The following is a 12,864-nucleotide window of genomic DNA, read 5'->3' as shown; positions in this document are numbered from 1 at the left end:
CGCGCGGACCGGCCGCCGCCGGCGCGTACGTCAGCCTCGGGGCGCCGGCGCGCCGGCGGTGCGCCGATCCAGGACGAACGCCGCACAGGTCATCACGCAGGCGGCCATGGCGATCCACAGCAGCGCCTCCCCCACCGGGCGCAGCCAGGCGACGCCCGTCGGGTCGGCGGCCGACAGGCAGGCGGTGGCCGTCATGCCGAGGGGGAAGACGGTGGACCAGCGCCGGATGTCGTAGCGGGGGCGCGGGCGGCGCAGCTCGGCGGTGAGCAGGACGACGTACCAGGCCAGTGAGAGGCCGAGGGCGACGAGGGTGGCCGTGCGCAGAGTCGTGTGCACCGCACTCGTCCAGACCGGCGCGGCGGTGAGCTTGGCGCCCGCGAGGGCGGTGATGGACAGCGCGCCGCCCGCCACCCAGTGGTCCCCCGCCCCGCAGCTCACCTCGTGGAGGTCGAAGCGGGCCAGGGCCAGGCCGTACAGGAGCACGCCCAGGCAGAAGCAGGCGAGTCCCGCCCGGGCGAGCCAGTCCTGGTGGAGGCCGACGCACAGCGTCGCCGCGAGGACGGCCAGGCCCTGGGTGGCCACGCAGACCAGGAAGACCGCTCCGGGCATCCGCCGCTTCCAGTGCCGCAGGACCTGGTACAGCAGCAACGGCCAGAGCGCCGCGGCGAGGGCGAGCAGGGCGGCGGCGACGGCCTCCAGTCCGGCCTGGGCGAGCCGGGCGCCGAGCACGCTGGTGGCGGCGACGGCCGTCAGGGCGGACGGGGTGTAGGCCTCGGACCGGAAGCGGCCCCGGTCGGTCACCATGCGGAGGCCGAAGTCGGCGGCCAGGACGCACCACAGCGCCCCGGCGACGGCGAGCGCGGCCAGCGACAGGATGTCGTGGCCGATCAGCTCCAGGCCGATGGAGAGGATCCCGGCGGCCATGACGGCGGAGCCGGCGGCGGGCGGGAGTCCGGTCCACCAGCGGTCTGCGCGCACGAGGCGCCCGGGGAGGAGGCTCACCCCTCCAGCGGACACCCGTCGGCGGCGAGCCGCCAGCCCACGTCCGTGCTCCCGCCGCGAGGCGCCGCCGGCGCGTCCTCGGCCGGGGAATGCGCCGGAGTGCCGTACCCGGGGCCGGGCGGGGTGCCAGGGTGGGAGGACCACAACCTTGGGGGCCGGCCATGGAACGTGAGGAACGACAGCGGGCACAGCACACCGGGCACGAGGTCCGACCTTCCGCGTCGGCGGGTGGGCACGGGTCGTACGGACCGCCCGCGCGGGGTCGGGCGATCCGGACCGCGACGTTCGCCCCGCACGACGAGGAGCGGCAGCGGCAGGAGTTCCTCACCGGGACCGTCCCGGCGGCGGGCGCGTGCGTGATCCTCCCGGTGGGCGTCGCGCCGGAGGCGGACGCGTTGCCCTCGTTGCTCGTCATCACCGTCCACGAGGACGAACGGACCTACGGGCCGGCGCCGGCGCTGCGCGAGGCGTTCGCGCTGCTCGACGCGCGGGGGGCGGTGGAGACGAGCCGGGGGCTGGACGTCGGGTGCGCGTGGTCCGGCTTCGGCGGGGTCAGACCGGTGGTCAAGCTGCGGCTGGACTTCCGGGTGCCGCGGACGGCCCCGACCCGGTCGTCGGTGTCGATCGTGGTGCCGGCGGATCCGTACGCCGAGGTCTGGCACCACGTCCTCGAGGGTGGCCTCCTCGGCATCAGCACGAAGGCGCGGCTGGACCGGGTCACGAGCCTGCCCCGCTCGTCGTTCGCCGCCGGACTGGAGGCCTGTCTGTTGCTCGGCACGGGGCCCTCGCCGGTGTTGGAGCGGCTGATCACGACGTACGAGTGGCCGCGCGGCTGAGTCGGGCGGCCGACCGGGCGACCGGGCCGGGGCCCCACCGGGCTGCGGGGCCCCGGCGTCAACTGACGCCGCGGGTACGGAACTGGACGCTGACGCGGGGGCCGACGGCGCGGGTGGACTTGGGCACCGCGTGCTCCATGGTGCGCTGGCAGGAACCGCCCATGACCACCAGGTCGCCGTGCCCCAGCGGCAGCCGCAGCAGGGTCGGGCCGCCGTCGCGCGGGCGCAGCACCAGGTCGCGGGGGTCTCCCACGGAGACGATGGCGACCATGGTGTCCTCGGTCGCGGAGCGGCCTGTCCGGTCGCCGTGCCAGGCGACGCTGTCCTTGCCGTCCCGGTAGAGGCACAGCCCGGCCGTCACGAACGGTTCCCCCAGTTCGGGGGTGTAGTGGCCGGTCAGCGCGGTGCGGGCGCCGGTGAGCGCGGGGTGCGGGAGTGGATCGCCGGGCCCGTAGAAGGCGAGCAGCCGGGGTACGTCCACGTCCCGTTCGTACATCCGGCGCCGCTCGGCGCGCCAGGGGACGTCGGCGGCGAGTCGCTCGAACAGCGCGTCGGAGCCGGACAGCCAGCCGGGCAGGTGATCGACCCAGGCGCCGGCCCCCAGCTCCGTGCGGCGCAGTTCCGTGAGCGGGCCGATCCGGATGTCGTCGGCCTGGTCGAAGAGGGAGCCCTGGAGCGCGTGCATGGTTCCCAGCGTACCCCCATAACCGAACATCTGCTCGAATAACCGCGTCGGTTGCGCAGCAGGGGTCGATCCACACCGCCTCCACGGCGGCGAGGTGCGCGAGGCCGCGGTCCGGTGCGTGGCGAGGCTCTCCCGGAGACGGCCTACGCTCGGCGGATGCGCATCGTTTCCCTGCTGCCCGCCGCCACCGACATCGTGGCCGAACTCGGACTGCTCGCCGATCTGGTGGGCCGTACCCACGAGTGCGACTGGCCGGCGGCGGTGGCCGGCGTGCCGGTGGTGACCTCTGCCGCGTTCTCGTCCGACGAACTCTCCAGTCGGGAGATCTCCGAGGCCGTCGGGGGCGCGGCGCACAGCGGCTCCTCGCTCTACGGCCTGGACGTGGAGGCGCTGGGCGCGCTCGCACCCGAGGTGGTCCTCACCCAGGACCTGTGCGACGTGTGCGCGGTGTCCTACGCGGGCGTGAGCCGGGCGGTGCGCGTGCTCGACGGAGGGCCGAGGGTGCTCAGTCTGGAGCCGCGCACCCTCGACGACGTGCTGGACTGTCTGGTCCGTGTGGGTGAGCTGCTGGGCGTACCCGAGGTGGGACGGGCCCGCCGGGCGCAGGCGCAGGCCCGGTTGGAGGCGGTGCGCGCCGCCGTGGCGGGCCGTCCCCGGCCCCGGGTGGTGGCCATCGAATGGCTGGATCCGCTCTGGCCCGCCGGGCACTGGGTGCCCGAGCAGATCACCGCGGCGGGCGGGGAACCGTTGATCGCGGCCCCGGGCGAGCACACCCGGCCGATGGACTGGGACACGGTGCGGGCCGCCCGACCGGACGTCCTGCTCCTGCTGCCGTGCGGGTTCAGCCCGGTGCGCACGCTGCGCGAGCGCGGGGCGCTCACCGCGCTGCCGGGTTGGTCGGAGCTGCCGGCGGTGCGGTCCGGCGAGGTGTGGGTGCTGGACGGTCCCGCGTACTTCAACCGGCCGGGCCCGCGGGTGGTGCGGGGCGCGGAGGTCTTGGCGCGGGTGCTGCACGGGGTCCGGATCGGTGACCCGGTGACGGAGGCGGAGGCCTTCCGGCTGCCCGGCCCCGCCTGACGTGGGCCGGCACCGGGCAGGCGCACCGTGACCGGACCGGGCGCGGCAGGCCGCACGGGGCCGTCGGCCCGCGTGGCGGCGAGCCGGCACCGATGCGGGTCAGCCCCGGGGGGCGTACATGATCACGGCGACGCCGGCGAGGCAGAGGCAGGCGCCGATCAGGTCCGCCCGGTCCGGCCGGTAGCCGTCGAGCACCATGCCCCAGATCAGCGAGCCGGCGACGAAGACCCCGCCGTACGCGGCGAGGATCCTGCCGAAGTTGGCGTCCTCCTGGAGGGTGGCGACGAAGCCGTAGACGCCGAGGGCGATGACGCCCGCGCCGATCCACGCCCAGCCCCGGTGCTCCCGGACGCCCTGCCACACCAGCCAGGCTCCGCCGATCTCGAAGAGGGCCGCCGCGAGGAACAGGCCGACCGAGCGGGCGACGAGCACGTCGACGTCCGTCTCTAGCGGCCGCGCGGCTTGCCGCGCTTGCCGCCGCCCTTGCCGCCCTTGGGGGCGCCGGCGCCCCCGCGCGGGTTCTTGCCGGCCGTCTTGCCGCCGGTGGGCTTGCGCGCTCCGCCGGGCGCCGGCCGCTTGCCCTTCGGCTGCGCCGGCGCGGGCGCGGGGGCCGCCAGGGAACGACCGCGGGAGCTGTTCACGGTCCGCCCGCGGACGATGCCGATGAACTCCTCCACCAGGTCGGTGGTCTCCTCCTCGAGCCAGGAGAGCGCCACCCGCGACTCCGGGGCGCCCGTCAGCGGCCGGTAGGTGAGGTCCTTGCGGTGGTAAAGGCGGGCGAGGGACTGCGGGACGACCAGTACGCCGATGCCCGCGGCCACCAGTTCGACGGCGTCCTCCGTCGTGGCGGGTCGCTCGATCGCGGGCCGCCCCGGCAGGGCGTCCCAGTCGAGGGTGTCGTCGAGGGGGTGCAGCACGATCTCGTCGGCCAGGTCCTCGGTGGACACCTCCTCGGCCGTCGCCACCAGGTGGTCCTTGGGGATCACGACGACCGTGGTCTCGGTGTAGAGCGGGATGGCGCTGAGGTCCGTGCGGTCGATCGGCAGCCGGACGAATCCGGCGTCCGCCTCGCCGGCGCGCAGCGCGTCGGCGGCTTCGGCGGGGGCGACCGCGACGAGGGTCAGCGGGATGCCGGGCAGGCGTTCGTTCCAGATCCGCACCCACTTGGTGGGTGTCACCCCCGGAACGTAGGCGAGCCGGAACGAGGGAGGTACTTCCGAGCCTGTCACCGGGCCAGGTTACCGGCCGTGGTCAGAGGTGGTGCACACGCTCGATACTCTTGACTCCATGACGTCGCACAAGACCGCCCAGACCATGAAGCCCGCGACCGCGGCGAAGAAGCTGGGTGTGTACCTCGAAGCCACCCCCGCCGAGTTCCAGGAGGGTGTCGTTTCGCGCAGCGAGTTGGGTGCCCTGCAGACCGATCCGCCCGAGTGGCTCCAGGAGCTGCGCCGCAACGGCCCGCACCCCCGGCCGGTGGTCGCGGCCAAGCTGGGCATCTCCATCGCCGGTCTCGCCCGGGGCGGGGTCACCGAGCCCCTCACCACGGAGCAGATCGAGGCGCTGAAGAACGAGGCCCCCGAGTGGCTCCAGAAGGAGCGTGCCACGCAGGCCGACGTCCGCAAGGAGACGGTCCGCATCAAGGAGAAGAACGCGCAGAAGCAGGCGCAGCAGGAGCAGCAGGAGGGCTGAGAGCCCCCGCACTGCTCGGCACCGCCTCGAACGGCCCCGGACCCCGGTCCGGGGCTGTTTCCGTGTCCGGACCGGTTCCGCGACCGGAGCCCCGGTCGCTACCCGGTCGGTGGGGGCGTCCCTCTGGGCCAATCGCCGCAGTGAAATGGACGCGACGGGGGCGAGGACTTCCCATGGAGGGACGGCCGACGGCGGCGGCACGGATCGGGAGGTGCGGTGGACGAGGACCGGTACGAGCTGGTGTTCCGGAGCGGCGAGGACGGGGGGCGGGCGCAGGACAAGGTCCTCGTCTCGCGGACCTCGCAGGCGGGACCGGGTGGTCATCCCGTGTACGCCGACGAGACCGGGATCATCCGCGCGGAGATCAGCGATCAGGGCGAGGTCAGGATGCTCGCCTCGGGCGGTCAGCAGGACCCCGAGTACCCCGTGGTGGCCCGCCGACCGGAGTGAGGGGCCGAGCCGGGCCCCGGTGAGGAGCCGTGCGGCCCGATTGAGGCTCCGTGCGGCCCGGGTGGGCGGCGGTGTGCCGCGCCGGCGGGTCAGGCCCGGTGTTCCGGGCCGCCGATGTAGTAGGCGCCGACCTGGCGGTGGTACTCCGCGTCGGTGAGGTGTCGTTCGCCGGCGAACTCGGGCGCGTCCTTGATCTGCGCCTTGGTGCGGTCCACGTGGATCCGCTGTTCCTCCTGGTCGATCCGCGTGACCGTGCCGGCGGGCAGCAGGACCTCCTTGCCGAAGATCCAGTGGCCGGTGTCGACGACGAGGTACGACGCGCCCACCACGTCGGAGTGCTTGTCGACCTTGCCGATGTGGCCGTCGGTCGCCTCGACCTTGAAGCCCGTGAGGTCGATGTCCCGCACCCGACCCGACGTCTCGCGGTATCCCCATACGTCGCCCGACATGGAAACCACTCCTTCGCTGTCGGTTTCGGTCCTCAGGCTGGCACCTGCCCGGTCCCGCGCGGCTCAAGCGGCGATACTCGCGCGATGAGGGCGCCTGCGCGCCGAGGCGGGGCGGGGAAGGGGTCAGCGCGGGCGGGTGCGGGCGATGAGGAGGGCCACGTCGTCGCGGTCGTCGGGGTGGCGCAGGGCGCCCAGGAGCACGTCGCAGGTCTCTTCGAGGGGGCGCTCCGGGTCGGCGAGGAGGGCCGTGAGGGCCCGCAGGCGCACGTCGATGTCCTCGTCGCGGGTCTCGACCAGCCCGTCGGTGTAGAAGACCAGCTCGTCGCCGACGCCCAGTTCGAACGTGGTGGCCTCGAACTGCACGCCGCCGACGCCCAGTGGCGCCCCGGTGGGCAGGTCGAGCAGTTCGGGCTCGCGGCCGGGGCGGACCAGGACGGGCGGCAGGTGACCGGCGGTGGCGATCCGGCAGCGGCTGGCGTGCGGGTCGTAGACCGCGAAGACGCAGGTGGCCATGGTGTGCCCGAGGCCGGTCGTGGTGTGGTCGAGTCGGGTCAGCACGGCGGCGGGGTCGAGGTCCAGCTCGGCCAGCGTCCGGGCCGCGGTGCGCAGCTGCCCCATGGTCGCGGCCGCGTTGATGCCGCTGCCCATGACGTCCCCGACCACGAGAGCGGTCTTGTCGTCGGGCAACGGGATGACGTCGAACCAGTCCCCGCCGACCTCGCCGACGGCCGCCGCGGGCTGGTAGCGGTAGGCGATCTCCAGGCCCGGGGTGACGGTGGGTTCCTGGGGCAGCAGGTGGCGCTGGAGCGTGAGGGCGGCCCGGCGCTGGCGCTGGTACCAGCGGGCGTTGTCGATGCACACGGCGGCCCGCGCGGCCAGTTCGGCGGCGAGCAGGACGTCGTCGTGGTCGAAGGGCATCGGATTGCTCGTGCGCTGGAGGCCGAGGACGCCGATGACCTCCCCGCGGGCGGTCAGGGGCACCGCCAGGTAGGAGTGCAGCCCGGCCTCGACGAGCAGGGCCGCGGCCTCGGGGTTCCGGGCGATCCCGACCAGTTCCTGGTCGGTGACCTGCCGCACGAGGATGGCCCGGCCGGTGAGCACGCACTGGGTGACCAGGCGGGTGGCGTCGTAACGGGCGAGTTCGCCGACCGGGTCGACGGCCAGTGTGGCCGGGCCGGGACGGGCGGCGGTGACGGCGAGGGCGCGGAACTGCACGGTGTCGGCGTGTGGGTCCTCCGGGGGTTTGTCGGTCCTGAGGATGCTGTCGAGCACGTCGACGGTGGCGAGGTCCGCGAGTTCCGGGACGGCGACGTCGCCCAGTTCGCGGGCCGTCACGTCGAGGTCGAGGGTGGTGCCGATGCGTACGGACGCGTCGGCGATCAGGGCGAGGCGTTGCCGGGCCAGGGCGACGGCCCGGGAGGTGCGGTGCTGCTCGGTGACGTCCACGACGGAGGCGGCCACCCCGATCGCCCTGCCCACCGAGTCGCCCAGCCGGTAGAGCGAGACCGACCAGGCGCGCTCGTCGCCGGGGTCGGCCGGGGTGTGGCCGGTGGTGAGCCGGTTGAGCTGGGGGATGCCGTCGTCGAGGACCTCGCGCATGGCCGCCTCCAGGGGGCCCGAGTCCAGGAGCGGGAGGGCCTCGTGGAGGTACCGGCCGAGGTGTTCCTCGGCCGGGATCCCGTTGATCCGCGCGAGCGCCGGGTTGACCAGGACGTAGCGCAGGTCCGTGTCCATGACGGCGAGGCCTATCGGGGACTGCTCGACCAGCCCCAGGGACAGCGCCAGACTGCGCTCCACGCGCCGCAGCACGGTCCGGTCGGAGGCGATGCCCAGGGCGTACGTCTTGCCCCGGGCGTCTTCCAGCCGCATGTTGCGGAACTCCGCCAACCGGGTGCTGCCGTCCTTGTGCGACACCGGGAACACACCGGCCCACGGGCCGCCGCCCGCCATCACCGCCGCGAACAGGGCCACGACGTGGTCGCGCTGTTCCTTGCCGACGAGCATCTGCGCGGCGAAGCGGCCCAGGGCCTCCTGGGCCGTGTAACCGAACAGTTCCTCGGCCTGTGGGCTCCACAGCGCGATGCGCCCGATGTCGTCGAGCAGGACCGCCGCGACGCCGAGGTCGTCCAGGAGCCCGCCCGGTTCCGCGAAGAACGCGTCGCCGGATTCGTCGGAACCGGGGGGAACGGCATCAGCACTGCTCATGCCGGCCGCTCCTTCCCACCACCTGGCCCGGAGGTCAGCGGTTGGGCCCGCTCCCTTCCCACGCACGCGTGCCGGGTGGGTTCCATCCTCCCTCCACCACGCGGAACCGGCAGCCGCTGGTCCGCCGATCCGGTGGCCGGGCACCCGACGGGGCGACGGGGGCGCGGACCCGCCGGCGTAGGGTCGGGAGGTCCCGTACGTCTCCATTCGCCCCCGGGGAACCCGTCATGCCGCAGCTCGGTCCGCAGTCCGTCGATCGGGCGCTGGCCCTCCTCGACGCGGTGGCCGACGCGGACGGGCCGGTCAGCGCCAAGGCACTGGCCCGCCGGACGGGCTGCTCCCTCTCCACCGTCTACCACCTCCTGGCGCCGCTCACGGAGCGCGGTCACCTCGTGCGGACGGCGCGGGGGTACGCGCTGGGGCCGCTGATTCCCCGGCTGCACCGCAGCTACCTGCGGCACCTGGAGCCGGCGCCGGGCGTCGGCGACGTGTTGGCGCGACTGCGCCGGGCCACCGGCGCGGAGGCGTACTACACCGCGTACCGCGGCGGGCTGATCACCGTGGTCGACACGACGGCTCCCGTGACGGACACCGAGAACCCCTTCGCGCCGGGGCGGGAGACGCGTGCGCACGCCACCGCGCACGGCAAGGCGCTGCTCGCCGAGATCCCCCGTCCGCTGCGCCGGCGCTACCTCGCGGAGCACGGCATGGCGCGCCTGACATCGGCCACCATCACCAGCGCGGAGTCCCTGGAGGCGGAGCTGTCCCGGGTGCGGGGGCAGGGGTACGCCGTCTCGGTCGGCGAGGCCGACCCGGCGTACACCTGTGTGGCCGTCGCCCTGCCGGCGGAGCGGCCCCGGGGTGACGACGCGGTGCACGCGCTGTCGGTGTCGCTGGCGACCCGGGAGTACCGGCGACGCCCCGAGGAGGTCCGCGGCGCGCTCGCCCACGCGGCGGGCCTGCTCTGAGGCTGCCGGGCGGGTCACGGGCGGCGCCGGGGTCTCGTTCCGCGGCCGTCGGGGCGCCGCTTTCCGAGCCTGTCGGAAAGCGGGCCGGTCCCGGGTGCGGTGGCGGGCATCGGGTGCCAGGCTGGTGCCCATGATCTTCATAGCCGTCAGGTTCGACGTCCGTCCGGAGCACAGCGACAACTGGCTCACGCTCGTCGACGACTTCACCCGAGCCACCCGCGCGGAGCCGGGCAATCTGTTCTACGACTGGTCGCGCAGCGTCGACGACCCCCACAAGTACACCCTGCTGGAGGCCTTCGCCGATGCCGAGGCGGGGGCCGCGCACGTGGCGTCGGAGCACTTCAAGGCCGGGATGGAGACGTTGGCCGGTGCCATCGCCTCGACCCCGGAGATCATCAACGTCGAGGTGCCCGGCCGGGGCTGGAGCGCCATGGCCGAACTCTCCCCGCGTCCCTGAGACCCCGGCTCGTCGCCGTGGACGGGACTCTGACCGTCAAGGGGTCGTGGCCGCCTCGACGTGGGCGACCATCCTGCGCGGCACCTTGAGCCCGGTCGGTGGCGGTACCCGTCCAGGGTTTCAGGATCACGACGCCACCCCGCCCGAGCCGGGCGGACACCGCGGGAGGGGGCCTACGCGAGGTCGAGGAGTTGTTCGTGGAAGCCTCCGAAGCCGCCCGGCCCGTGCACGAGGTGAACCTCCAGGATCCAGTGGCAGCGCCACCCGGCCCGGTCGGTGCGGCGCAGCGGATGGTCGTTGTCCGGGGTGACGTAGGACTCCACCTTGGCGCCGTCGATCAGCTCGTGCGGGAACTCCCCCACCAGGTGTCCCGCGTGCCAGCCGCCGAGCGTCCAGCCGGCCTCGGACGCCGAGTGCTCGACGGCCGCGTACAACTGCTTGCCGGTGATGTGGGGATCCTCGCGGAAGGCCTGCCGCCCCTCCGCGAACACCCGGGCGAGGTCGTCCCGGAGCCGGTGCTTGACCGGGTCGTCGCCGAAGACGAAGGTGCGGCCGAAGTCGGCCTCGTACTCCTCGAAGATCGGGCCGAAGTCCGCGAAGGCGATGTCGTCCTCCCCGATGATCCGGTCGGGCGGGTTCTCCCGGTAGGGGAACATCGTGTGCGGGCCGGAGCGGACGATCCGCTTGTGCCAGTGCTTCGTGGTTCCGAACATCTCGTTGGCCAGGTCCCGGATGCCGTCGCTGACCTCGCGTTCACCGGCGCCGGGCACGACCAGGCCTCGCGCCTCGACCTCCGCGAACAGATCCACCGCCTTGCGTTGCGCCTCCACCAGGCCCAGGGCGCGCAGTTGCTCGTCCATCCGATCAGGTACCGCCATGGAGCTGTTCCTCTTCCGCTTCCGGTGTCGCGCGCACGAGCACGAGCGATCCCTCGTAGAACGACCGATGCCGCAGATGACCGAACCGTTCGTCCCACACCCCCGAGTCCAGATCCGCCCGCAACCGTGTCGTGAAGCGTTCGCGCACCCCGTCGTCCACGAAGCTCCACGCCGAACACGCCTGCCGTGCCGCCGGGTCCAACAGCATCTCCGGACGCCCGAAGTACGCCTCGTTGAACCCGTCCGTGCAATCCAACGGAATCGGCACCGCCCGCACACTCCCACAACCGCCCAGAGCCGCGGCCATCATTCCGATGGAGGGATACCGGTGCGCCTCCGTGTCGAGGACCTCGGGCGCGTACTCGTACAACCAGAAGTCCCGCACCCGTTCCGGATCACAGGTCAGCACCACGACCGGGCCCCGGGTGACCCGCCGCATCTCGCGCAGACCCGCCCCCACGTCCGACCACTGGTGGACGCTGAACAGCGTCATCGCCCCGTCGAACTCCCCGTCGGCGAAGGGCAGGTGCTCGGCGACCGCGTCCACCGCCCGCGGCAGGCCCGCGGCGCGGCGTGCCCGCATCGACCGCGAGGGCTCGACCGGCGTCACGGTCGGCGCCGCCGACTCGTACGAACCGGCCCCCGCACCGACGTTGACCACCCTGCGCGCACCGCCGAGGGCGTCGGCCACGAAGTGCGCGATCCTCGGGTCCGGGCGCCGGTGAGGCGCGTGGCCCGCACCGATGTCGCCGCGGTCCACGTCCCCCGCACCGCCCTGCACGTCACGGACGTTCACCGCCACCGCCACCGCCTCCTCCTGTACCGGGAACCACGCCTCCCTTCATACTGCATGTGCAACCCTGCTTCGTACATCACGCCGCATATGCTTGTCGAAACAGCCAAGAGTCGCGCAGATGTGAACCTGTAGGTGCCTCCTGGTCCGGTGGGGTTCAACTCTCGGTCGTCAGTCCACCCGGCAGCGGATCGAAGTACTGGCTCGCCGACATCTCGGTGCCGTCCTCGGTCCGGACCCGCCGCAGCGCCAGCCCCCGCCCCGGCGCGGACCGCCCCTCCGATCCCGCCACGATCACCGGACCGTCGGAGGTCGAGCGCACCACGCGGCCGGGCGCGCCGTCGTACCGGTCCGGCGTCACGGTGGCGGACAGGATCTCCAGTCGGCGCCCGCCGTGGTGCGTGTAGGCGGCCGTGGAGGAGCGGGACTGGGCCCGGACGAGATCGCCGATCTCCTCGGCCGACCGGTTCCAGTCGATGCGCAGGGCCTCCACGGACCGGACGCCGGCCCGGTGCGGCGGCGCGGGGGGCGCGACCGGGCCGCCGGACTCCTCGTGGACGGTGTGGGACGGGGTGGTGTCGAAGTGCCGGTGCACGCGGCGCAGCAGGGAGCCGAGTTGGGCGCGCTCGGGAGCGCTCAAGGGGCTCAGGAACTCCTCGTCGGCGGACGCGATGTCCGCGTTGAGGCGACTCAGCGCGGCGCGGCCGTTCTCCGTGAGGTCCACGACGACCCGGCGGCGGTCCTCGGTGTCGCGGGTGCAGTCGACGTGACCGGCACGGCTCAGGTCGTTCACGATCTTGACGAGATCGCTGGCGTTCATGTCGAGACGGGTCGCGAGGGTGCCCTTGGACTGCGGGCCGAGGTCGGACAGCAGTGCCAGCACGGTCAGGTGCCACAGGCGCAGCCCGTGTTCGGTCAGTTTGGCCGTCAGTCTGCGTCGGGCGGCCTTGCCGATGGCGTAGACGAGGTAGGCGTTCAGGTCGAGGACGCTGGGCGGGGTCGCGCTCTTGGGTTCCGGCGCCGCGGTCGGTCTCCCGCAGTGTTCGGCCCCACCGGCGGCGGGTGCCGGGTTCGGCTCCGGTGCGGGTCTCTCCGGCGTGGCCCCCGGTGCCGCGGCCCCCGGCGCCGGTGGGGCGCCGATGGTCGGATCGGCGTTGGTGAGGGCGCCGAGCACCCGCGCCCAGTCCGCCCGGGTGTTCCCCACTCCGATGATGACGAACGGGGACCCGGCGGGGTCCCCGTTCGTACCGGTGGTCGTTTGTCGCTCCATCAGCTTTCCCTCATTCCCCGTTCATTCGGTGCCGAGTGCGTCGCCGACGGAATGACGTCGCCGCCCCACGGATCCGGTGATCCGCGCGGCGGCGAGGGGTCG

The 12,864-nt window shown here is 73.6% G+C and carries 15 protein-coding genes; 6 read left to right on the top strand and 9 right to left on the bottom strand.

Going from position 1 to position 12,864, the window contains the following annotated elements; genetic code table 11:
• Positions 1-30 precede the first annotated feature (30 nt).
• Positions 31-1,002, bottom strand: a complete 972-nt coding sequence (locus ACQEVM_RS13105) for a tellurite resistance/C4-dicarboxylate transporter family protein (RefSeq protein ID WP_433078149.1) — start codon at positions 1,000-1,002, stop codon at positions 31-33.
• A gap of 161 nt (positions 1,003-1,163) precedes the next feature.
• Here ACQEVM_RS13105 and ACQEVM_RS13100 point away from each other — a divergent pair, with 161 nt between their 5' ends.
• Positions 1,164-1,838: a hypothetical protein gene (locus tag ACQEVM_RS13100; protein ID WP_433078147.1), complete on the top strand. Its 675-nt coding sequence runs from the start codon at positions 1,164-1,166 to the stop codon at positions 1,836-1,838.
• A 58-nt stretch (positions 1,839-1,896) separates the two neighbouring features.
• Here ACQEVM_RS13100 and ACQEVM_RS13095 read toward each other — a convergent pair whose 3' ends face one another.
• Positions 1,897-2,523: an alpha-ketoglutarate-dependent dioxygenase AlkB gene (locus ACQEVM_RS13095; RefSeq protein ID WP_433078145.1), complete on the bottom strand. Its 627-nt coding sequence runs from the start codon at positions 2,521-2,523 to the stop codon at positions 1,897-1,899.
• A 156-nt stretch (positions 2,524-2,679) separates the two neighbouring features.
• Here ACQEVM_RS13095 and ACQEVM_RS13090 point away from each other — a divergent pair, with 156 nt between their 5' ends.
• Positions 2,680-3,600 (top strand): cobalamin-binding protein, encoded by a 921-nt coding sequence (locus tag ACQEVM_RS13090; RefSeq protein WP_433078143.1) that lies wholly within the window; start codon positions 2,680-2,682, stop codon positions 3,598-3,600.
• Positions 3,601-3,699: 99 nt separating this feature from the next.
• Here ACQEVM_RS13090 and ACQEVM_RS13085 read toward each other — a convergent pair whose 3' ends face one another.
• Together ACQEVM_RS13085 and ACQEVM_RS13080 are read right to left on the bottom strand one after the other, a co-directional pair.
• A complete protein-coding gene (locus ACQEVM_RS13085; protein WP_266952418.1) occupies positions 3,700-4,032 on the bottom strand; it encodes a YnfA family protein in 333 nt (110 codons plus the stop codon).
• A gap of 14 nt (positions 4,033-4,046) precedes the next feature.
• Entirely contained in the window at positions 4,047-4,829 is a 783-nt protein-coding gene (locus tag ACQEVM_RS13080) for a LysR family substrate-binding domain-containing protein (RefSeq protein WP_433078140.1), read from the bottom strand.
• Between the two features lie 58 nt (positions 4,830-4,887).
• On the opposite strand from ACQEVM_RS13080, the gene ACQEVM_RS13075 reads away from it, so the two are divergent.
• Positions 4,888-5,292, top strand: coding sequence for a DUF5997 family protein (locus tag ACQEVM_RS13075; RefSeq protein WP_433078138.1), 405 nt, complete (start codon positions 4,888-4,890; stop codon positions 5,290-5,292).
• Between the two features lie 216 nt (positions 5,293-5,508).
• A complete protein-coding gene (locus ACQEVM_RS13070; RefSeq protein ID WP_053678698.1) occupies positions 5,509-5,742 on the top strand; it encodes a DUF6296 family protein in 234 nt (77 codons plus the stop codon).
• Between the two features lie 89 nt (positions 5,743-5,831).
• On the opposite strand, the gene ACQEVM_RS13065 is transcribed toward ACQEVM_RS13070, so the two are convergent.
• Together ACQEVM_RS13065 and ACQEVM_RS13060 are read right to left on the bottom strand one after the other, a co-directional pair.
• Positions 5,832-6,191, bottom strand: coding sequence for a PRC-barrel domain-containing protein (locus ACQEVM_RS13065; protein ID WP_433078136.1), 360 nt, complete (start codon positions 6,189-6,191; stop codon positions 5,832-5,834).
• A 123-nt stretch (positions 6,192-6,314) separates the two neighbouring features.
• Complete coding sequence (locus ACQEVM_RS13060) at positions 6,315-8,396, bottom strand: SpoIIE family protein phosphatase (protein ID WP_433078134.1); 2,082 nt, start codon at positions 8,394-8,396, stop codon at positions 6,315-6,317.
• A 227-nt stretch (positions 8,397-8,623) separates the two neighbouring features.
• Here ACQEVM_RS13060 and ACQEVM_RS13055 point away from each other — a divergent pair, with 227 nt between their 5' ends.
• The gene (locus tag ACQEVM_RS13055; protein WP_433078132.1) at positions 8,624-9,364 is read left to right on the top strand and encodes an IclR family transcriptional regulator; all 741 of its coding nucleotides are present in this window, start codon (positions 8,624-8,626) and stop codon (positions 9,362-9,364) included.
• A 130-nt stretch (positions 9,365-9,494) separates the two neighbouring features.
• Positions 9,495-9,821 (top strand): putative quinol monooxygenase, encoded by a 327-nt coding sequence (locus ACQEVM_RS13050; RefSeq protein ID WP_433078130.1) that lies wholly within the window; start codon positions 9,495-9,497, stop codon positions 9,819-9,821.
• Between the two features lie 173 nt (positions 9,822-9,994).
• Here the strand turns inward: ACQEVM_RS13050 and ACQEVM_RS13045 are convergent, their stop codons facing one another.
• The 3 genes from ACQEVM_RS13045 to ACQEVM_RS13035 form a co-directional block, all read right to left on the bottom strand.
• On the bottom strand, positions 9,995-10,699 hold the full coding sequence (locus ACQEVM_RS13045) for a M24 family metallopeptidase (RefSeq protein WP_433078128.1): 705 nt from the start codon (positions 10,697-10,699) through the stop codon (positions 9,995-9,997).
• On the bottom strand, positions 10,686-11,507 hold the full coding sequence (locus ACQEVM_RS13040) for a class I SAM-dependent methyltransferase (protein WP_433078126.1): 822 nt from the start codon (positions 11,505-11,507) through the stop codon (positions 10,686-10,688). The genes ACQEVM_RS13045 and ACQEVM_RS13040 overlap by 14 nt, the downstream gene beginning before the upstream one ends.
• 142 nt (positions 11,508-11,649) lie before the next feature.
• Entirely contained in the window at positions 11,650-12,762 is a 1,113-nt protein-coding gene (locus ACQEVM_RS13035; RefSeq protein WP_433078124.1) for a MarR family transcriptional regulator, read from the bottom strand.
• Positions 12,763-12,864 lie beyond the last annotated feature (102 nt).

Origin of the sequence: Streptomyces sp. CA-243310 (genome assembly GCF_050936775.1) — a bacterium.
GTDB lineage: Bacteria > Actinomycetota > Actinomycetes > Streptomycetales > Streptomycetaceae > Streptomyces.
The sequence above is the reverse complement of the archived record's forward strand: the minus strand, read 5'-3'. Positions and strand labels throughout refer to the sequence as shown.

What these genes read in the sequence shown, in the direction of transcription:
- ACQEVM_RS13100 (WP_433078147.1), top strand. Translation starts at nt 1,164, where the DNA reads ATGGAACGTGAGGAACGACAGCGGGCACAGCACACCGGGCACGAGGTC.
- ACQEVM_RS13095 (WP_433078145.1), bottom strand. Translation starts at nt 2,523, where the DNA reads ATGCACGCGCTCCAGGGCTCCCTCTTCGACCAGGCCGACGACATCCGG.
- ACQEVM_RS13055 (WP_433078132.1), top strand. Translation starts at nt 8,624, where the DNA reads ATGCCGCAGCTCGGTCCGCAGTCCGTCGATCGGGCGCTGGCCCTCCTC.
- ACQEVM_RS13075 (WP_433078138.1), top strand. Translation starts at nt 4,888, where the DNA reads ATGACGTCGCACAAGACCGCCCAGACCATGAAGCCCGCGACCGCGGCG.
- ACQEVM_RS13050 (WP_433078130.1), top strand. Translation starts at nt 9,495, where the DNA reads ATGATCTTCATAGCCGTCAGGTTCGACGTCCGTCCGGAGCACAGCGAC.
- ACQEVM_RS13060 (WP_433078134.1), bottom strand. Translation starts at nt 8,396, where the DNA reads ATGAGCAGTGCTGATGCCGTTCCCCCCGGTTCCGACGAATCCGGCGAC.
- ACQEVM_RS13045 (WP_433078128.1), bottom strand. Translation starts at nt 10,699, where the DNA reads ATGGCGGTACCTGATCGGATGGACGAGCAACTGCGCGCCCTGGGCCTG.
- ACQEVM_RS13065 (WP_433078136.1), bottom strand. Translation starts at nt 6,191, where the DNA reads ATGTCGGGCGACGTATGGGGATACCGCGAGACGTCGGGTCGGGTGCGG.
- ACQEVM_RS13035 (WP_433078124.1), bottom strand. Translation starts at nt 12,762, where the DNA reads ATGGAGCGACAAACGACCACCGGTACGAACGGGGACCCCGCCGGGTCC.
- ACQEVM_RS13090 (WP_433078143.1), top strand. Translation starts at nt 2,680, where the DNA reads ATGCGCATCGTTTCCCTGCTGCCCGCCGCCACCGACATCGTGGCCGAA.